An 18225-nucleotide genomic window follows, 5' to 3' on the forward strand; every position below is an offset into this window, starting at 1 on the left:
GGGGCCCAAGATTGGCAAGTGATCAGACGGTTTGCAGGATTTCCACCTCGCTGGCGATGGACCGCGCCCGTTCGATCAGCGAATCGTGGCCCAACCCGCCGCCGAGCGAAACCACCACATAGCCCTGCGGATGCCCCTGCACCGGAGTGATGCTGGAAGCCAGCATGCGCACCGGTGTGCCTGTCTGATCCTGGAGTTGGTTGACCAGTGCCGACACGTCCACCGGACGGGTTCCGTCAAAGCGCAGCACCAGCTGAGTTTCCCTCTTATCCGGAGCGCCGGCCGGCGCCACGCCGGACAGTGCCCGGGTGATCTCCGGCAACGAGCTGCGCCGGAAGGATTCGAGCAGGCTCAACGTGGTCGGATGTTCCGGGGAGCTGAAGACCTGCCAGACCGGGCCGTGTTCCACGACTTTGCCCCCGTCGATGACGGCCACCAGGTCGCAGATCTCCTGGATGACACCCATCTCGTGGGTGATCAGCAAGATGGTGACACCACGCTCGCGGTTGATCCGCTGCAACAGTTCCAGGATGGATCGGGTGGTCTCCGGGTCCAGCGCCGAGGTGGCCTCGTCGCAGAGCAGGATCTCGGGATCCTGCACCAGCGCCCGGGCAATGCCGACTCGTTGTTTTTGTCCGCCGGACAGCTGGGCCGGATAGGCGTCGGCGCGGTGGTCCAGACCCACGAGTTCGAGCAGTTCGGCGACGCGTTGGTCGGCCTCCGCGTCGGGGACTCCTGCCATCCGCAACGGCAGCCTGACGTTTTCCCACACGGTCTTGGAGGACATCAGCGAGAAATGTTGGAAGATCATCCCGATCCGCCGGCGTACCTCGCGCAGCTGGTTGCCGGTGACCGCGGCAATGTCCTGCCCATCAAGCAGGATCCGGCCCGAGCTGGGACGTTCGAGCAGGTTCACCGTGCGCAGCAGCGTCGATTTGCCGGCACCGGAGCGGCCGATCACCCCGGTGATCTTTCCCGGCGGCAGATCCAGGCTCACGTCATCCAGCGCCAGCACGCCGGTGGCTGCGCCCTTGGCGGCGTAGGACTTGGTGATGTTCTCGAAGCGGACGCTGCCGCGCGCCGGGGCAAGGGGTGAAGAGGTCATTAGAAGCCCAGCGAGATGTCGCCGTGGTACTTGTCCAGGATGAACTGACGGGTCTTCTCCGAGTTCAGTGCCTCGCCCAGCTTCACGATGCGCGGGTCGTCCTTCAGCTCGGGACGGGTCACCAGGTACTCGGCATACTTCGGGTTGGCCTTGTCGGTGTAGATCGCCGTCTTCACGTCGATGCCGGCATCCAGCGCGTAGTTGGCGAAGACGAAGGCGACATCCACCTGGTCGATCGAACGGGCCAGCTGGGCCCCCTCGAGTTCCTTGATATCCAGCTTGCGCGGGTTATCCATGACGTCCTTGATGCTGGACTGCGAGTCGCCCGGGTTCTTCAGCGTGATCAGCTTCTGCTCCTCGAGCAGGACCAGCGCGCGGCCGGCGTTGACCGGGTCGTTGGGGATGGCCACGGTCGAGCCGTCGGTGACCTCGTCCAGGGTCTTGAACTTGGTCGAGTAGGCGCCGAAGGGTTCGATATGCACCGCGACGGTGGGAACCAGGTCGCCGCCGGTTTCCTTGTTGAAGTTATCCAGGAACGGCAGGTACTGGTAGTAGTTGGCATCCAGTGCCCCGGAGGCCAGCTGGGCGTTGGGCTGGATGAAATCCTGGAACACCTTGACCTCCAGATCGATGCCCTGTTCGGCGAGGACCGGTTTCAGGTTTTCCAGGATCTCGGCGTGGGGGACCGGGGTGGCGCCGACCACCAGCTTGGTCCGGGCTGCCGCCGGCTCGGCGCCCAGATGCGGCACGATGGCCACTGCGGCAACAGCCACGATGATCACACCGGCCAGAATCGAACCGATCATGATGTTGCGCTTCTTCGCCTGGGCGCGGCGGGCCGCAGCCTGTCCGGCGAGGGCCTGCGCCTTTGATTCCTGGGGTTCCGGCTGTGCCATGGGAGTGCTCCTGAAAGAAATGGGTTGTCCGTGTGATGGGAAGGAAACCAGCGCACCAGATGGACGCCCCGGCAGTGAAAACGCCCGACATGAACCGTCTTATGAAGGACACCGACGTGATTGTGACGCCGAAAGCGTCCCGCGTGACGGCGTGGATGACTGATTGTGACGACATGTTCCAACCCCCCATCCGTCATATGACGGACGGTCAGTCTTAGCCGGGTGGAACCGGACAGAATCGGGACAAAGAAGTCGTGACGTCGAAAGAGATCCACCCATGAGCACCACCGCAGCCACCACGTTGGCACACCGCATTACTTCGGAAGCCGAGGCCCTGGACCTGGCCGCCGACCTGGCCGCCCAATTCACCTCCCGCGGAGCCGAAATCGACGAGTCCGGAACCCTGCCGGCAGACGTGGTCGACGCGTTCTCGGCCAGCGGGCTGTGGGCCATCACGGTCCCGCAGGAGTTTGGTGGCCTGGGCGCCTCCACCGCCACGCTGGTGGAGGTCATTGCCCGGATTTCATCGGCCGACCCGTCGCTGGGACAGATCCCGCAGAACCACTTCTGCCTCATCGAGGACGTGTTGCTCTCCGGTACCCGCGAGCAGCAGGAGTTCTTCTTCTCCCTGGCACTTGAAGGTGCCCGCTTCGCCAACGCCTTCTCCGAGGCCGGCGGCAAGACCGCAGCCGAGGTCCAGACCCGGATCATGCGCGATGGCAATGACTACGTGGTCAATGGGCGCAAGTTCTACGCCACCGGCACGCAGTACGCGCACTGGATCCCGGTGCTGGCCGTGGACCCGGACGGCAAGGAACTGCTCGCCTTCGCGCCACGCGATGCACAGGGCCTGCACGTGGTGGGGGACTGGGACGCCTTCGGGCAGCGGGCCACCGCCAGCGGCTCGGTGGTACTCACCGACCTGCGCGTTCCGGCGAACCGGGTCTTCCCGATGTACCGCGAATACGAAAACCCCACGGTCGCCGGCCCACTGGCACAGATCACCACGGCGGCGATCGACCTGGGCATTGCCCGAGGCGCCTTCGCCGCCACCCTGGAAGCGGTACGTTCCTCACGCCCGTGGGTCGATGCGAACATCGACTCGGCCACGCAGGACCCGCTGACACTGAACGAGCTCGGCCGCCTGGACATCGACATCAACGCCGCAGACGCGCTGATACAGCGAGCGGCCCACGTGCTGGACGCAGCCAAGGACGAACCCACCGAGACCTCGGTGGCAGCAGCCTCCGTGGCGGTGGCCAGGGCCAAGGTGCTCACCACCGAGGTGGCACTGGCCGCCGGATCCAAGCTGAACGAACTCGGCGGAACCCGCTCGGTGGTCGGCGGTCGCCGGCTGGATCGCTTCTGGCGCAATGCCCGCGTGCACACCCTGCACGACCCGGTGCGCTGGAAGTTCAACCTGATCGGCAACTACGTGCTCAACGGCGTGTTCCCGAACCGCCACTCCTGGAACTAAGGCCATGACCCTCAACGAAACAGCTGCCTCCCGGCCCGCCGGTGAACTGATCCTCAACGCCTTCACCATGAACAGCCCCGGGCACCTTTCGCCGGGCCAATGGCGCCACCCGAAGGACGCCTCCCACCGTTACCTGGACCTCGACTACTGGCAGGAGCTGGCCCGCACGGCCGAGGCCGGACTGCTCGATGCGGTCTTCTTCGCCGACGTGCTGGGCATGTACGACGTCTATGACGGCACCGCTGACGCCGCACTGCGCGGGGCCATCCAAGTCCCGGTGAACGACCCGCTGCAGCTGATCCCAGCCATGGCAGCCGTCACCGAGAACCTGGGCTTCGGGGTGACGGCATCCGTTTCCTTCGAGCACCCGTTCCCGTTCGCCCGGCGCATGTCCACGCTGGACCACCTGACCAACGGGCGCATCGGCTGGAACGTGGTCACCAGCTACCTCTCCAGCGGTGCGCTGAACCTGGGATTGACCGGCCAGCAGGCCCACGACCGCCGCTACGACGTCGCCGAGGAATACCTCGAGGTCTGCTACAAGCTCTGGGAAACCAGCTGGCAGGACGACGCGGTCATCCGCGACGTTCAGCGTGGGATCTACACAGACCCGTCCAAGGTCCACCCCATCGGCCACGCGGGCGAATTCTTCACCGTGCCCGGCATGCACCTGAGTGAGCCCTCGCTCCAGCGCTCGCCGTTCATCTTCCAGGCCGGTGCCTCACCACGCGGGGTGCAGTTCGCCGCCCGCCATGCCGAGGCGGTGTTCGTCGCCGCACCGAGCAAGCGGGTGCTGGCCAAGCAGGTCGCCGCGCTGCGCAATGCGCTCACCGCATCGGGCCGGGATGCCGCACGGGTGCCGATCCTGAACCAGCAGCTGGTCATCGTCGGGGAAACCGACGCCGAGGCCAAGCGCATGCTCGACTCCTATCTGGAGTATGCGGATCCGACCGGGGCGCTGGTGCTGATGTCCGGGTGGACCGGCATCGACTTTGCCGCACTGGATCCGAACGAGGTGCTCACCCACCAGGAGTCCAACGCTCTGGCCTCCGTGGTTTCCGCCTTCACCGAGGCGGACCCTCAAAAGCAGTGGACCATCCGCGAGATCGCCGACTATGCCCGCCTGGGTGGAGACGGTCCGGTCATCTTCGGTTCGCCCGAGACAGTCGCAGATCAGCTGGAGGCGTGGGTTGCCGAGACCGGAGTGGACGGGTTCAACCTGGCCGCGGCGATTGTTCCAGAAACCTTCTCCAACATCGCCCACCTGCTGGTGCCCGAACTGCAGAAACGTGGACGGTTCAAAAAGGAATACCGCACCGGATCGCTGCGGGCCAAGCTGACCGGCGGTTCGGATGCCGTTGATTCCGCCCACGCGGCAGGAACGCTCAGGGACGCAGCCTGGAGTGCAACGCGTGGATAAGCTGCTGCCCAACGTCAGCTGGCCCGAAATCTGGACCGCGCTGGGCGACACGCTGATCATGCTCGGCAGCGCATTGTTCTTCACGTTGCTGTTGGCGCTTCCCCTGGGCGTGCTGATGTACCTGACCGCCTCGGGGAATCTGAAGGCGAACGTGGGTGTCTACCGGATCATCTCGTTCCTGGTGAACATCGTGCGCTCGGTGCCGTTCATCATCCTGATGATCACGGTGCTCCCGGTGACCGCGTTCCTGACCGGCACCACGCTGGGCGTGCGCGGGGCGGTACCGCCGATGGTGATCGCAGCCGTGCCGTTCATGGCCCGGCTGGTGGAGATAGCGCTGCGCGAGGTGGACAAGGGCCTGATCGAATCCGGCCAGGCGATGGCGGCCACCACCTGGCAGTGCATCCGCTACATCCTGCTGCCCGAGGCCCGCCCGGCGCTGATTGCCGCCGGGACGGTCACCGCGATCGCGTTGATCGACTACACGGCCATGGCCGGCGTCATCGGTGGCGGCGGGCTGGGCGATTTGGCGGTGCGTTACGGTTACCAGCGCTTCCAGACCGACGTCATGGTGGTGACCGTGGTGCTGCTGGTCCTGTTGGTGCAGATCCTGCAGTTCTCCGGGGACCGGCTGGTGCGCCGCTACACGCGCCGGCGCTGAGCGTGGTTCCCGGAGTCGGCAACCTGTTCTCGGGCACAATGGGTGCATGAGATCAGGTTTGCCTTCCATCGTGCCCCGAACGATCCACACCCTTCGCCTTGAACTGCAGGAGGTGGAGCCGGCCATTTGGCGAACCTTCGAGGTGGATGGCGGCATCCGTCTGGACCAGTTCCATGAGATCCTCCAGGTGGTGATGGGTTGGACCAACAGCCACCTTCATGGCTATTCCAGCCGTCCTCCGTTCGAACGCGTTGGGTCCGGGACTCCGCCGATCATTGAATGGCTGATGGAGTCCTCGCTGATCGAGCAGGAGGTGGACGGGATCGATGAAATGCAAGCGACCCTTTCCTCGGCGCTCGCTGCCACCGGTGGAAGGCTCTACTACACCTACGATTTCGGTGATAACTGGCTCCACTTGATCACCGAAATCTCCGCCAAACCGGCCGACCTCCAGGATCCGGTAGTCAGGATCCTGGAGGGAGCCCATGCGGCACCCCCGGAGGACTGTGGTGGCATTGGCGGATTTGCCAACCTGCAGCGGGTTCTCGGCGGTGAAGACACGGAGGAGCGTACCGACCTGCAAGCCTGGTTGGATTTCATCAGCGGCGGGTGGAACCCCTATGCACCGTCGGCTTTCGATGCTGAAGCCACCAGGCGGCAGCTGGATTTCATCTGCCACCTGCAAGGCATCGGCAGGGAACGCTTCGATCCGGAATCAGCCACAATGAACCGGCTGGGCAAGTTCCTCTTCGAACGCTCCCGCAGGGGAGAGCCGGACGGCCCGCGGGTCTTCCTGGCGCTGTTGATGGTGGCGGCTGGCCTCGATCCATTGGCGGCCCCTGTGAGCGTTCCCTTCCCGGAGGGCATTGATCCGCATACGGGGTGCTACCAGTGGATCCTGCGTGAAGCACTGGACGAGGGGATCAAACTGACGGCGGCCGGGTGGATGACACCGGCAGTAGTAAAGAAGGCTTACGCCGAACTGGACTTCGGACGGGAACTGTACTTCTGGGAACCGGTTGGTTCCGAATCCAAATCCACGACGGTCGCCGGGATGCGAGCCTCGGCCGTGGGCGTCGGACTGCTCAAGGTCGAGGGAAAGAAACTCACGGTCACCGCCGCGGGAAAGCGTTTGCTGGAGGAACCCGGCAAACTCTGGGGGCACCTCGCCTCCCGGGCCGTTGAACCGCGGTTGGAGGCCTCCAGGTTGGAGACCACCTTGTTGATCCTGATGGAACGGGCCCTGGACCGGGGCGAAGGCAACCCAGTCGGCTGGGAAGCCGCGGTGGCTCAGGGGCTGACCTGGTTGGGCTACCAGAACGCGGATGGTTCACCGATCAGCGACGTGTGGTGGTCGCACTCCTCCGAACGGCTGGGCGGCATTGACTCCTCGCTGAATATCGGGCATCGGGCGCCCGCAGGAAGGGCCGAAGCTACCCGTGCCTTTGCCCGGGCGGTCCTGCTGTCCTGACGGGTTACCGGGGAAAACCTGTGCGGGCGGGCATGCGCACAGGCAACAGGGCCCCTGCGCAACTGCGCAGGGGCCCTGTTGGTCGGTGGCGAATCCCTTAGGCGTTCAGGGCACCGTCAATACGACGCGGCAGCGACCACGGGTTGGCATCCTGCAGTGCCTCGGGCAGCAGGGCAGCCGGCACGTTCTGGTAGCTGACCGGACGCTGGAAGCGGTAGATCGCCAGCGAACCCACCGAGGTGGTCCGGGAATCCGAGGTGGCCGGGAACGGTCCGCCATGGACGATGGTGTCGTTGACCTCGACGCCGGTGGGCCAGCCGTTGAACAGGATCCGTCCGACCTTGCGTTCCAGGATCGGCAGGATCGAGCGGGCCGCTTCGGCATCCTCATCGTTGGCCTGCACGCTGGCGGTCAGTTGGCCCTGAAGGCTTTCCAACGCCGAGGCAAGATCCGCAGCATCGTTGTAACGCACCAGCAGGGCGGCGGATCCGAAGATCTCCTCCTGCAGGTCCGGGGTGCTGCGCAGCGTGGCCGTATCGGTCTGGAACAGGACCGGAGCCGGGGCGTTCTTCCCGGCAACTTCCTGGCCCTCGGACACGGCGGAGACACCGGGGGTGCCGGCCAGGCGGCTGACGCCCTGCCGGTAGGACTCGCAAATGCCCGGGGTCAGCATGGTCTGCCCGTTCAGTTCCTGCAATGCGGCGCCGGCGGCTGCGGCAAAGCCCTGGTCATTCGCGGGGACGAAGACCAGTCCCGGGTTGGTGCAGAACTGTCCCGAACCCATGGTCAGCGAGCCGACGAAGCCGGTGGCCAGCGCGGTCATGCCGGCTGACAGGGCGCTCGGGAAAACGACCACGGGGTTGATGCTGGACATTTCGGCGTACACCGGGATCGGTTCCGGGCGGGCGGCGGCGGTACGCATGAGTGCCAGGCCGGCGCCCTGGGATCCGGTGAAGCCCACTGCCTTGATCCGGGGGTGGGCCACCAGGTGCTGGCCCACGGCCGAGCCGGCGCCGAAGACCTGGGAGAAGACACCGGCCGGAAGGCCGGCTTCCTTCACTGCGGCGCTCACTGCCTGGCCCACCAGGGACGCGGTGCCCGGGTGGGCGTTGTGGGCCTTGACGATGACCGGGCAGCCGGCTGCCAGTGCCGAGGCGGTATCCCCGCCGGCGGTGGAGAAGGCCAGCGGGAAGTTGCTGGCGCCGAAGACGGCGACCGGGCCCAGCGGGATCTGGCGCTGGCGCATGTCCGGGGCGGGTGCCGGGGTGCGGTTGGGTTGGGCGGCATTGATCCGCACTTCCTGGTGGGCGCCGAGTCGCAGCTCGCCGGCGAAGAGCCGCAGCTGGTTGGCGGTGCGGCCCAGCTCGCCGGTCAGGCGGCCCAGCGGCAGGCCGGATTCCTGCACGGCGCGGGAGATGATGCGCTCGCCGTCCTGCTCGATGTTGCGGGCGATGAGTTCAAGGAAGGCGGCACGGGCTTCGGGGGAGGTGGCGCGGTAGGTATCGAAGGCGGCCCAGGCCGCTTCGGCTGCCTGGTCGACGGCGTTTTCGTCAACGAAGGTGAAGACGGGTTCCAGGACTTCCCCGGTGGCCGGGTTGATGCCCTGGACCGCTCCGGCGGTGCCCGCGAGGTGTTCTCTGGCGATGATTGAGCTGGCGATGATGGTCATGGTTCTCCTCTGACGTCTTGGTGGTGTGGGGGTGGGGTGGGCGGGGGCTAGGCCCCGAGCCAGCCGCCGTCGACATTGAACAGCTGGCCGGTGATGTAGCTGGCGGCATCCGAGAGCAGGAACACGGCCATGCCGCCGAGGTCGGAGGGATCGCCCAGGCGGCGCATCGGAATGCGGCCCATGATCCGGGCCTTCTGCTCGGGCTGGGCCAGCAGGTCTTCGGTGAGCTTGGTACGGAAGTATCCCGGGCCGATCACGTTGGCGCGGATGCCGCTTGCGGCCCATTCGGCCGACAGGGAGCGGGCAACGCCGAGAATGCCGGTCTTGGTGGCCACGTACGGGGCGATGCGGGGCAGCCCGATGCTGCTGTTCAGCGAGCCGACGAACACATGCGAGCCCGGGCGCTGCTCATCCTCCTGCAGCCGTGCAATGGCGGTGCTCAGGAAGAAGGGGGCCTGCAGGTTCATGGTCTGGACGAAGTTCCAGTCCTCGGGGGTGATGTCGATGGCATCCTTGCGCAGCTGGACCCCGGCGGCGTGGATGATCCCGTCGATGGGCCCGTTCTGGGCCGCTGCCCGGACCAGGTCTTCCAACCCGGCCAGGTCGGACAGGTCAGCCGGCAGGACGTGGCATTCGCCGCCGCGTTCGGCGGCCAGCTGCGCGGTGTGGTTCAGCTCGTCAGTCGAACGGGAGATGGCGGTGACGCGTCCTCCGCAGGCGGCAACGGACAGGGCCATGCCCTGGCCCAGGCCGCGGCCGGCGCCGGTGACCAGGATGTGCTTTCCGGCCAGGCTGAAGGCGCTGGGCAGGCAGGCGAGGGTGTCGGTCTGCTGGGTCTGGGTGGTGTTCATGATGTGCTTTCCTTGCTTGTCGTGAGATGTTCGCTGGCGGCCAGGACGCGTTCGAGGTGGGCGCGGGTCATGGCCGCGGCTTTGGTGCTGTCACGCGAGAAGATCGCTTCGGCGATGGCAGTGTGTTCCTGCAGGGTGGCGTGTTGCTCGGCAACATAGCCCAGGCTGGATTTGTAGGTCCGGCGCAGGTACTCGTTGATCGGTTCGACGCTGTGCACGAAGAACGGGTTTCCCGAGGCGATGGCCAGGGCACGGTGGAAGGCCAGGTCCCATTCCAGGGCCTTTTCCTGATCGGCTCCTGCCGTGCCGTAGGCGGTGATCGTTTCACGGATCAGCGCCGCATCTGCTTCGGTGTGGTTCAGGGCGGCCAGCTCGGTCATCCCGACCTCCATGACCAGGCGCATTTCCATGAGCTGGCGGAAGGTTCCGTCGGTGAGTTCGAGCATGAGTGCGTATTGCCGGGAAATACCCGAACCGTCGAAGGCCGCTACGACCATGCCGCGACCCGGGCGGATATCAACCAGGCCACGTTCATCGAGAATGCGACCGGCCTCGCGGATGACCGATCGGCTCACGTCGTACTGTTCCACCAGTTCCGGTTCGGTCTCGAGCCGGTCGCCGGGCTTGAGGCCGCGGCGGATCAGATCGGCGGTGATCTGTTCGGCGACCTGTTCGGAGAGTCGGTTGCGCTTGGGGCGCGGAGTGGAAATCAACCGGGACATGGGGCTTTTCTCAGTCTGCATGGTTCAAGTGTCCTTGGTTGCTACGCGATTCGGCAGCGAAGCGGCTCGCCGTTCAGGGCGCGTCCTGCTTCTTCGCTGGCCAAACGCTGAAGGTTTGCCAGTGAGTCGTCGTCGTAGAAGGCTGCATGGGGGGTGAGAACCACCTGAGGGAAGCCTCGGAGCGGGGAGTCTGCCGGCAGTGGTTCGGGATCGGTGACATCCAGTGCGGCGCCGGCAATGCGGCCATCGGCCACTGCCTCGGCCAGGGCCTCCAAGTCCACCAGCGGACCACGGGCGGTGTTGACGATGAAGCTTCCGCGCTGCATCCGGGCCAGGAATTCGGAACCGATCAGGTGGTGGTTTTCCGGGGTGCTGGGGGCATGCAGCGACACGGCGTGGGCCTGTTCGGAGAGTTCCTGCAGGCTGACCGAGGTCACGTTGAGCCGTTCAAAGACCTCCGGTCCGCAGAACGGATCAAAGGCGACAAAGCGGAAGCCGAAGGGAGCCAGGCGGCGGTGTACCGCCTGGGCGATGCGGCCGAAGCCCACCAGGCCGATGGTGGTCGACCTGAAACCGCGCAAGGAACCCACCTCGGCGGGCTTGGCCCAACCATTGGCCTTGATCAGTGAATCGTAGACCGGAAGCCGGCGCATGATCGCCAACAGGCTGGAGGTCGCGTGGTCAGCCACCGTTTCCACGCCGTAATCGGGCACGTTGGCCACCGCCACGCCGAACTTCTTGGCAGCCTCGATGTCCACGTTGTCGTAGCCGATGCCGTAGCGGATGAGGGTGGCGCCCGGCTTGAACCGGGAGAGGACCGCTTCGGTCATCGGGGCGAAGTTCACGAAGGCCACGTCCGCGTCCTTGATGGCGGCAATGGTCTCTTCCTGCTCGTCGCAGGAAAAGCATTCGAACTCGGCGCCGTGCTTCGCGGCGATGGCCATTTCAAATTCCACGTCACGGAATGCGTGGTCCGTGACTACTACTCGCTGGCTCATTGATTCGTTTCCCCTCCGGCGGTCCCTGCTGGGCCACGTGCGTTGAATCTGCGAAGAAAAGTTCCGCGGATTGCTTGTTCAGATCATATGATGATTATATGTTAGACCATGACAGGTATCACAAGCCCTCGTGAGTCATCTCGCACACGGCTGAGTGACAGAAAAAGCCCGCGGTCACCAGGCCCGGGTGAGACAGACCATCGGCATCAAGAATTAAGGCGGCACAGCATGGCATCGACTCCCACTTTTGCCCTTTTGTCCAAGCGGACGGCCTTCAAGGCCCTGGCCTTGGGATTGGGCCTGGGACTGAGCCTCACGGCATGTGGGGGAAAGGCCCCGACAGCCGCCGGGGCATCCGCGGACGGCCTGAAGGTCGGCATCTTCGTGGACAACGCGTTCGGAGACGGAGACTTCTTCGACCAGGCCGGCGTTGCCGTCGATTCGCTCAAGAGCGACCTCGGCGCCACCGTCAAGACCTACGAGGGCCAGCTCCAGGCACAGAACTTCGCACCGATGATGCAGGACGCCGCAGACGCCAACGACCTGGTCTTCGTGCTCGGATACGAAGCCATCGACGCCATGGACAGCGTTGCCGAGCGCAACAAGGACACCACGTTCGTGTTCATCGACGGAACCGTCGATAACCCGGAGGTCATTTCGGCAGGGTTCCGCACCGCCGAGGGCTGCTTCATGGCAGGCGCACTGGCCGGCGTCGTCGGCAAGGACAAGTCCGCCGCGGCCGCCGGATTCATCGGGGGCGCCAACGCCCCGGTGGTCAAGAACTGCGAAACCGGCTTCACCTCCGGCGTATCCAACGTCGCCCCGGACATGAGGGTGCTCGCCCAGTACGTCGGCTCCTTCACCGATCCCAGCAAAGGCCGCGAAGTGGCCCTGGGCCTGGAGAACCGCGGGGCGCGCAGCATCTTCGCCTACGCCGGACTCTCCGGCGCCGGTGCCTTCGACGCAGCCAAGTCCGGCGCCGACATCGCACCGATCGGCATCGTCGCCGACAAGAGCGCCCTGGCACCGGGCAAGGTCCCCGGAAGCCTGATCATGCGCGTGGACAAGGTCATGGAAAACATGGCCCAGGAATTCGTCGACGGCAAGCTCAAGCACGGCGAACAGCGCAGCTACGGCTTCGCCGAAGGCGGCTGGGAAATGATCTACGACGACAAGCTGGTCCCGGCCGACCAGGTCAAGGAACTCGAAGCGCTGCAGGCAAAGCTGGTCAGCGGGGAAGTGGCTCCTGATGGCAAGTAACAGCACGACTGCCACACCCCCGGTCCTGGAACTGCGCGGCATCACCAAGACCTTCGGCCCGGTCATCGCGAACCAGGACGTCGACTTCGATTTGAAGGCCGGCGAAATCCACGCCCTCGTGGGCGAAAACGGGGCGGGCAAGACCACCCTGATGCGCATCCTCTACGGGATGTACCAGCCCGATGGCGGCGCCATCGCGATGGACGGCCAGCCGATCTCCTTCAAGAAGCCGATCGAGGCCATCAAGCACGGCATCGGCATGGTGCACCAGCACTTCATGCTGGTCCCCGGCTTCACCGTCGCCGAAAACGTCACCCTCGGTGCCGAGCCACGCAAGCGCGGGCTCTTCGACCACGGCGCGGCCAGCGCCGCGCTGGTCGACCCGATGAAGCGCCTGGGCATCGAGCTGGATCCGGACACCATCACCGGCACGCTGAACGTGGCCACCCAGCAGAAGCTGGAGATCATCAAGGTGCTCTACCGCGGGGCGAAGATCATCATCCTCGATGAGCCCACCGCCGTGCTGACCCCGCAGGAGACCGAGGAGCTCTTCGTCCTGCTCAAGTCGCTGGCCAAGGACGGGGCTTCGGTCGTGTTCATCTCGCACAAGCTGCGGGAGGTCTTCGCCGTGGCCGACAGGATCACCGTGCTGCGCAACGGCAAGACCATCGAGACCTTCGTTGCCGCCGATACCGACGCCGCAGCCGTGGTCGCCTCGATGACCGGACGCACCGACGTGAACCTGGGCCGGGTCCAGCGCACCGAACCCGGCACCTCGACGGTGTTGGAGGTCAGCGGCCTTCACACCGCAAAGCACGGATCCGATGCCGCGCTCAAGGCCGTCTCCTTCAGCGTCCGCGCCGGCGAGGTCCTGGGCATTGCCGGTGTCGAGGGCAACGGCCAGAGCACCCTCGCCGAGACCCTGATCGGGATCCAGTCCATGACCGGAGGAAGCATCCGGCTGAGCGAGGCCGATCTGGGCGGCCTGAACGTCGCCGAACGACGCTCCCGCGGACTGTCCTACGTTGCCGAGGACCGGCACCTGGAAGGCATCCCGCTCAACGGCACCGTGCTCGAAGGCATCACCGCCGGTTTGATCCGGCGCGATTCTTCCGCCGCCGGGCTCGGACGGGCGTTCCCCCGCACGGTGCGCCACTGGGCCACCCACATGATCACCAAGTACGGCATCAAGACCTCGGGCTACGACGCCAAATGCAGCACGCTCTCGGGCGGCAATCAGCAGAAGATCGTCATGGCGCGCGAGCTCGAAGACAAGCCCGAATGCATCATCCTGGCCCAGCCGACCCGCGGCGTTGACCTCGGAGCCATCGAGTTCCTCTACAACCAGGTCGCCGAGGCCACCGCCGCCGGCTGTGCCGTGGTGCTGATCTCCGCCGACATGGACGAGATCCTGCGGCTCTCGGACCGGGTACTGGTGATGTACGGCGGTGAAGTGGTTGCCGAACAACGGGCCTCCGAAACCAGCCGCGAGGAACTCGGGATGTACATGGTGGGCGCGCAGACAATGAAAGTAAACAAATGAGCCTCAAGACACCCTTCAAGACCCTCCCGCAGTCCCAGGAGGGCGTGAAGTCTCCGGCCAACTCGAGCGTGCGGGCACTGGCCCGGCGCGCGGTCCCCGGGCTCTTCACCCTGGCCGTGGGCCTGGTGCTGGCAGTCATCCTGATCGAAGCGCAGGGCTACCAGGCGCTGCCGACCATCATGGCGGGCCTTGACTACGCGGTCGGGGATGCCACCAGCATTGCCCGCACGCTGGCCTGGGGACTGCCACTGATCGTAGCCACCCTGGGCGTCTCGCTGGCCTACCGCTCCGGGATGTTCAACATCGGCGCCGAGGGCCAGATCTACGCCGGTGCCATGGCAGCGGCCCTGACCGGCGCCTACATCGGTCCGATGTTCACCGGGCTGCACCTGTTCCTGTGCCTGGCCGTCTCCGCCGTGGTCGGCGGCGCCGTGGCCGCGGGCCTGGGCTGGCTGCGTGCGGTGTGGAACGTCGATGAAGTGCTCTCGACCCTGCTGTCGAACTACATCATCATGCTCTTCTGCGCCTACCTGGCCACCGCACCGCTGCGTGATCCGGCCCGACAGAGCGGAACCACCCGGGCCGTGCACGACACGGCGATGTTCACCGAACTGATTCCCTCCACACAGCTGACCTCCGCCCTGTTCGTCGTGATCGTGCTCTGCGGGGCCACCTGGTGGCTCAGCGAACGGTCGGTCACGGGCTACCGCTGGCGCATGACCGGGGAATCCCCGGCCTTCGCAGCGGCGTCGGGCATCAACGTCCGCCGTTCCCGGATCGGTTCGATGGCCGTCAGCGGCGCCCTGTGCGGCATCGCCGGCGCCCTGCTGGTCACCGCATCGCAGGGCCGGTTCTGGACCGAGATCGGCACCGGAATCGGCTGGGACGCCGTCCTGCTGGCCATGATCGCCCGCGCCCGTCCGGTCTCCGCGATCATCTGGGTGCTGGTCTACAGCGTCATGCGCTCCGCCGCCCGCGGCATCGAACAGGTCTCCACCGTTCCCTCGGAAATGTCGCTGATCCTCATCTCCGGAATCATCATCGCCGCCACCGCGCGGGCAGGTTTGTTCACCCGTCTCGCCGAGCTGAAAAACCGCTACATTCGTTCGGAAGGTAAGTAACCGATGGAACTGCTCAATTCCTTTCTAGGATCCGGGGTCCGGCTCACGACCCCCATCCTCCTGGCCGCACTGGCCTGCCTCCCGACCCAATGGACCAAGGACCTGAACGTCGGGCTGGAGGGTGCCATGCTCTTCGGCGCCTTCGGTGGCGTGGTATTCGGCCTGGCCTTCGGCTCCGGATTCGCCGCGGTCACCCTGACCATCGCCGCCGGGATCCTCAGCGGCCTGGTCTTCGGCTGGATGATCACCCGCCTGAACGTGAACGTCTTCATTGCCGGGATCGTGTTGAACATCTTCGCTGGAGCCGCGACGGTCTACCTCCTGCGCTCGCTCTTCGGCGTCAAGGGCACCCTCAGCGCCCCGGGCATCCCCTCGCTGCCGACCTACCGGATTCCGTTCATTGACGGCGTCCCGATCCTCGGCCCGATCCTCTCCGGCCATACGGTGCTCACCTACCTGAGCTGGGTCATCGTGGCCGTTGCCCTGTTCGCCGTGAAGAACACCGTGCTGGTCCGGCACCTCAAGGCGGCCGGCGAACACCCGGCAGCCCTGGCAGCCGCCGGCGGCAATGTCCAGCGCATGCGCATCCTGGCCCAGGTCTGGTGCTTTGCCTTGTGTGCCATCGCCGGGGCCCAGCTGAGCATCGGCCAGCTGACCCTGTTCACCGAGGGCATGACCAACGGACTGGGCTTCGTGGCCCTGGCCGCCGTCATCTTCTGCCGCGGCCGCGTGCTGCTGCTGACCATGATGAGCGTGGTCTTCGGACTCGCCTCCGCCGTGGCCATCCAGGTCAACGACGAGGTCATCCCGCCGCAGATTGCCCAGATGCTTCCGTACCTGATTGCGTTCATCGGCCTGGTGGTCCTGGCCAGAACGAGCAAGGACGGCGGAGTCCGTATTGCCACACCAACGATGGAGTCCTAGGACATGCACGTCAACGAGCTGGATTCCAGCGACATCGAACTCTTCGAGTCCGTCAAGAGCCTGCTGCTCGCGCGCCACGATGCCGAAAAGCATGTCGTGGCGGCCGGAGTACGCACCAGCACCGGGCAGATCCACCTGGGCCTGCACCTGGGCTCGCGCCGGATCAACGTCTGCGCCGAATCCTCGGCCATCGCCAACGCGGTGATGTCCGGGGACGATCAGATCGCCACCATGGTCGCCCTGTGCCTGGATGACGAGGGCCGTGCCATCGTCACCAACCCGTGCGGCGTCTGCCGCGAACTCATGGGGGCCTACTGCCTCGAGGCAGAGGTCATGATCGATGACCACGGCGCTGTACGCAAGGTCGCCTCCGCGGCACTGATGCCCCAGCGCTGGATGTTCCCGCACGAGAACGACTGGGCCGTTGAAGAGCCCCACGCAGCAAAGGAAACAAACTAATGCACAAGCCGAACATCACCGACATCTGCCTGATCACCCGCGACCTGGACCGGTCCATCGAGTTCTACACGCAAAAGCTGGGCTTCACGCTCAAGCACCGGATGCCGGGCTTCGCGGACTTCGCCGGTCCGGGGGTCATCCTGGCCCTCTGGGAAGCGACCCACATCCAGGAAACCACCGGGGTCATCTCCCAGCGCGAGGAACCGCAGGGCCACAACGTCATGCTCGCCGTGAAGCTCGACGCCCCGGCCGCGATCGACGCCATCCACGATGAACTCGTGGCCCAGGGCGTTCAGGTCTACGGCGCACCGGATGACTACCCGTGGAACGCCCGCTGCCTCTACGTCTCGGGCCCCTGTGGAGAACTCTGGGAGTTCTTCGCCTGGTATGAGGGCGGCGAACCCGGAGCCGTCGCGGGCGCAACCACCGCGCAGGAAACACTCTAATGAAGAAGGACACCATGGAATTCTCGATCACCGATTTGCTGCCGCTCGATGCGGAAAAGGCCGTTCTGATCGGCCGCGTCTTCGACCCGCTGGTCGGAGGACCCTGCGTGGTCGTCGTGGACGGCACCCAGGCAGTGGACATCAGCTCCGTGGAGCCCACCGTCTCGACCCTGCTGGAACGCGATGACCTGCTGGCGGCAGTGCGTGAAGACTTGAGCGGCCGCCGCTGGGAACTGCAGGAGCTGCTGGACGCCACGGCAGCCGGGGATTCCTCCCACGCGCAGCTGCTGGCCCCGATCGACCTGCAGGCGATCAAGGCCGCCGGGGTGACCTTCGTGGAGAGCATGCTCGAGCGGGTCATCGAAGAGCGCGCCCAGGGCGACTCGTCCAAGGCCCTGGCCATCCGCGAACGGCTTTCCGCAGCCATCGGCGGTGCCATCTCCTCGGTCCGTCCCGGATCCCCGGAAGCCGCACAGGTCAAGGAAATCCTGCAGGCCGAGGGCCTGTGGTCGCAGTACCTGGAAGTGGGGATCGGCCCGGACCCGGAGATCTTCAGCAAGTCCCAGGTGCTCTCCGCCGTGGGCACGGGTACCGACATCGGCGTCCTGGCGCGTTCCACCTGGAACAACCCCGAACCCGAAGTGGTCCTGGCCGTGCGTGCCGACGGCCGTGCCGTGGGCGCCGCACTGGGCAACGACGTGAACCTGCGCGACTTCGAGGGCCGTAGCGCCCTGCTGCTGACCGAGGCCAAGGACAACAACCGCTCCTGCGCCATCGGCCCGTTCATCCGGCTCTTCGATGACTCCTTCTCCATGGACGACGTCCGCGAGCTGGACATCGAGCTGACGGTCTCCGGGCCCGACGGATTCTCCATGGACGGCACCAGCTCGATGAAGAAGATCAGCCGGGATCCTCAAGAGCTCATCGGCCATGCCCATGGCAAGCACCACCAGTACCCGGACGGGTTCGTGCTGTTCACCGGCACCCTGTTCTCCCCGACGCAGGACCGGCACGCACCCGGAGCCGGCTTCACCCACGAGGTCGGCGACGTGGTCTCCATCTCCAACCCGAAGCTGGGCATGCTGCGCAACACCGTCAAGCATTCCGAAGAGGCCGCACCCTGGACCGAAGGCATCTGGTCGTTCATCCAGAACCTGAACTCCCGCGGCCTGCTCTAACCACCCAACACGAAAGTCACACAC

17 protein-coding genes are annotated in these 18225 nt (G+C 65.6%); 11 read left to right on the top strand and 6 right to left on the bottom strand.

From position 1 onward, the window contains the following. Window positions 1–22: 22 nt before the first annotated feature. Together E9229_RS09215 and E9229_RS09220 are read right to left on the bottom strand one after the other, a co-directional pair. Entirely contained in the window at window positions 23–1105 is a 1083-nt protein-coding gene (locus E9229_RS09215) for a methionine ABC transporter ATP-binding protein (RefSeq protein WP_183510904.1), read from the bottom strand. Next, complete coding sequence (locus E9229_RS09220; RefSeq protein WP_221184419.1) at window positions 1105–2001, bottom strand: MetQ/NlpA family ABC transporter substrate-binding protein; 897 nt, start codon at window positions 1999–2001, stop codon at window positions 1105–1107. Before E9229_RS09220 ends, E9229_RS09215 begins: the two co-directional genes overlap by 1 nt. Window positions 2002–2278: 277 nt before the next feature. Here E9229_RS09220 and E9229_RS09225 point away from each other — a divergent pair, with 277 nt between their 5' ends. The 4 genes from E9229_RS09225 (at window position 2279) to E9229_RS09240 (ending at window position 7030) form a co-directional block, all read left to right on the top strand. Continuing rightward, a complete protein-coding gene (locus E9229_RS09225) occupies window positions 2279–3478 on the top strand; it encodes an SfnB family sulfur acquisition oxidoreductase (protein ID WP_183510905.1) in 1200 nt (399 codons plus the stop codon). A gap of 4 nt (window positions 3479–3482) precedes the next feature. Further along, window positions 3483–4898 carry an LLM class flavin-dependent oxidoreductase gene (locus tag E9229_RS09230; protein ID WP_183510906.1) on the top strand — a complete coding sequence of 472 codons (1416 nt, stop codon included), beginning with the start codon at window positions 3483–3485 and terminating at the stop codon, window positions 4896–4898. Then, a complete protein-coding gene (locus E9229_RS09235; RefSeq protein ID WP_183510907.1) occupies window positions 4891–5559 on the top strand; it encodes a methionine ABC transporter permease in 669 nt (222 codons plus the stop codon). Before E9229_RS09230 ends, E9229_RS09235 begins: the two co-directional genes overlap by 8 nt. Before the next feature lie 70 nt (window positions 5560–5629). Next, entirely contained in the window at window positions 5630–7030 is a 1401-nt protein-coding gene (locus tag E9229_RS09240) for a plasmid pRiA4b ORF-3 family protein (RefSeq protein ID WP_183510908.1), read from the top strand. Window positions 7031–7127: 97 nt separating this feature from the next. On the opposite strand, the gene E9229_RS09245 is transcribed toward E9229_RS09240, so the two are convergent. Genes E9229_RS09245 through E9229_RS09260 form a run of 4 tightly spaced genes read right to left on the bottom strand, consistent with a single transcriptional unit; the run spans window position 7128 to window position 11270 of the window. Further along, window positions 7128–8699 carry an aldehyde dehydrogenase (NADP(+)) gene (locus E9229_RS09245; protein WP_183510910.1) on the bottom strand — a complete coding sequence of 524 codons (1572 nt, stop codon included), beginning with the start codon at window positions 8697–8699 and terminating at the stop codon, window positions 7128–7130. A 47-nt stretch (window positions 8700–8746) separates the two neighbouring features. Next, complete coding sequence (locus tag E9229_RS09250; RefSeq protein WP_183510911.1) at window positions 8747–9550, bottom strand: SDR family NAD(P)-dependent oxidoreductase; 804 nt, start codon at window positions 9548–9550, stop codon at window positions 8747–8749. Next, on the bottom strand, window positions 9547–10293 hold the full coding sequence (locus tag E9229_RS09255) for a FadR/GntR family transcriptional regulator (protein ID WP_183510912.1): 747 nt from the start codon (window positions 10291–10293) through the stop codon (window positions 9547–9549). The genes E9229_RS09250 and E9229_RS09255 overlap by 4 nt, the downstream gene beginning before the upstream one ends. Before the next feature lie 20 nt (window positions 10294–10313). Further along, the gene (locus E9229_RS09260; RefSeq protein WP_183510913.1) at window positions 10314–11270 is read right to left on the bottom strand and encodes a C-terminal binding protein; all 957 of its coding nucleotides are present in this window, start codon (window positions 11268–11270) and stop codon (window positions 10314–10316) included. A gap of 228 nt (window positions 11271–11498) precedes the next feature. Here E9229_RS09260 and E9229_RS09265 point away from each other — a divergent pair, with 228 nt between their 5' ends. From E9229_RS09265 to E9229_RS09295, 7 genes are read left to right on the top strand one after another with little or no spacing between them, the layout of a single operon-like run. Continuing rightward, window positions 11499–12530, top strand: coding sequence for a BMP family lipoprotein (locus E9229_RS09265; protein WP_183510915.1), 1032 nt, complete (start codon window positions 11499–11501; stop codon window positions 12528–12530). Then, window positions 12520–14073, top strand: coding sequence for an ABC transporter ATP-binding protein (locus tag E9229_RS09270; protein WP_183510916.1), 1554 nt, complete (start codon window positions 12520–12522; stop codon window positions 14071–14073). Before E9229_RS09265 ends, E9229_RS09270 begins: the two co-directional genes overlap by 11 nt. Then, a complete protein-coding gene (locus E9229_RS09275; protein ID WP_183510917.1) occupies window positions 14070–15194 on the top strand; it encodes an ABC transporter permease in 1125 nt (374 codons plus the stop codon). The genes E9229_RS09270 and E9229_RS09275 overlap by 4 nt, the downstream gene beginning before the upstream one ends. Before the next feature lie 3 nt (window positions 15195–15197). Further along, window positions 15198–16118 (top strand): ABC transporter permease, encoded by a 921-nt coding sequence (locus tag E9229_RS09280; protein WP_183510918.1) that lies wholly within the window; start codon window positions 15198–15200, stop codon window positions 16116–16118. A 3-nt stretch (window positions 16119–16121) separates the two neighbouring features. Beyond that, window positions 16122–16577 carry a cytidine/deoxycytidylate deaminase family protein gene (locus E9229_RS09285; RefSeq protein WP_183510919.1) on the top strand — a complete coding sequence of 152 codons (456 nt, stop codon included), beginning with the start codon at window positions 16122–16124 and terminating at the stop codon, window positions 16575–16577. Further along, on the top strand, window positions 16577–17023 hold the full coding sequence (locus tag E9229_RS09290) for a VOC family protein (RefSeq protein ID WP_183510920.1): 447 nt from the start codon (window positions 16577–16579) through the stop codon (window positions 17021–17023). Before E9229_RS09285 ends, E9229_RS09290 begins: the two co-directional genes overlap by 1 nt. Continuing rightward, a complete protein-coding gene (locus E9229_RS09295; RefSeq protein WP_183510921.1) occupies window positions 17023–18201 on the top strand; it encodes a fumarylacetoacetate hydrolase family protein in 1179 nt (392 codons plus the stop codon). Before E9229_RS09290 ends, E9229_RS09295 begins: the two co-directional genes overlap by 1 nt. The last annotated feature ends 24 nt before the right edge of the window (window positions 18202–18225 follow it).

It is taken from the genome of Paeniglutamicibacter cryotolerans (assembly GCF_014190875.1).
Lineage (GTDB): Bacteria > Actinomycetota > Actinomycetes > Actinomycetales > Micrococcaceae > Paeniglutamicibacter > Paeniglutamicibacter cryotolerans.

Excerpts from the sequence above, each read along its gene's own strand:
- E9229_RS09290 (WP_183510920.1), top strand. The coding sequence starts at position 16,577 with ATGCACAAGCCGAACATCACCGACATCTGCCTGATCACCCGCGACCTG.
- E9229_RS09285 (WP_183510919.1), top strand. The coding sequence starts at position 16,122 with ATGCACGTCAACGAGCTGGATTCCAGCGACATCGAACTCTTCGAGTCC.
- E9229_RS09295 (WP_183510921.1), top strand. The coding sequence starts at position 17,023 with ATGAAGAAGGACACCATGGAATTCTCGATCACCGATTTGCTGCCGCTC.
- E9229_RS09230 (WP_183510906.1), top strand. The coding sequence starts at position 3,483 with ATGACCCTCAACGAAACAGCTGCCTCCCGGCCCGCCGGTGAACTGATC.
- E9229_RS09225 (WP_183510905.1), top strand. The coding sequence starts at position 2,279 with ATGAGCACCACCGCAGCCACCACGTTGGCACACCGCATTACTTCGGAA.
- E9229_RS09245 (WP_183510910.1), bottom strand. The coding sequence starts at position 8,699 with ATGACCATCATCGCCAGCTCAATCATCGCCAGAGAACACCTCGCGGGC.
- E9229_RS09260 (WP_183510913.1), bottom strand. The coding sequence starts at position 11,270 with ATGAGCCAGCGAGTAGTAGTCACGGACCACGCATTCCGTGACGTGGAA.
- E9229_RS09255 (WP_183510912.1), bottom strand. The coding sequence starts at position 10,293 with ATGCAGACTGAGAAAAGCCCCATGTCCCGGTTGATTTCCACTCCGCGC.
- E9229_RS09275 (WP_183510917.1), top strand. The coding sequence starts at position 14,070 with ATGAGCCTCAAGACACCCTTCAAGACCCTCCCGCAGTCCCAGGAGGGC.
- E9229_RS09265 (WP_183510915.1), top strand. The coding sequence starts at position 11,499 with ATGGCATCGACTCCCACTTTTGCCCTTTTGTCCAAGCGGACGGCCTTC.
- E9229_RS09220 (WP_221184419.1), bottom strand. The coding sequence starts at position 2,001 with ATGGCACAGCCGGAACCCCAGGAATCAAAGGCGCAGGCCCTCGCCGGA.
- E9229_RS09250 (WP_183510911.1), bottom strand. The coding sequence starts at position 9,550 with ATGAACACCACCCAGACCCAGCAGACCGACACCCTCGCCTGCCTGCCC.
- E9229_RS09280 (WP_183510918.1), top strand. The coding sequence starts at position 15,198 with ATGGAACTGCTCAATTCCTTTCTAGGATCCGGGGTCCGGCTCACGACC.
- E9229_RS09270 (WP_183510916.1), top strand. The coding sequence starts at position 12,520 with ATGGCAAGTAACAGCACGACTGCCACACCCCCGGTCCTGGAACTGCGC.
- E9229_RS09215 (WP_183510904.1), bottom strand. The coding sequence starts at position 1,105 with ATGACCTCTTCACCCCTTGCCCCGGCGCGCGGCAGCGTCCGCTTCGAG.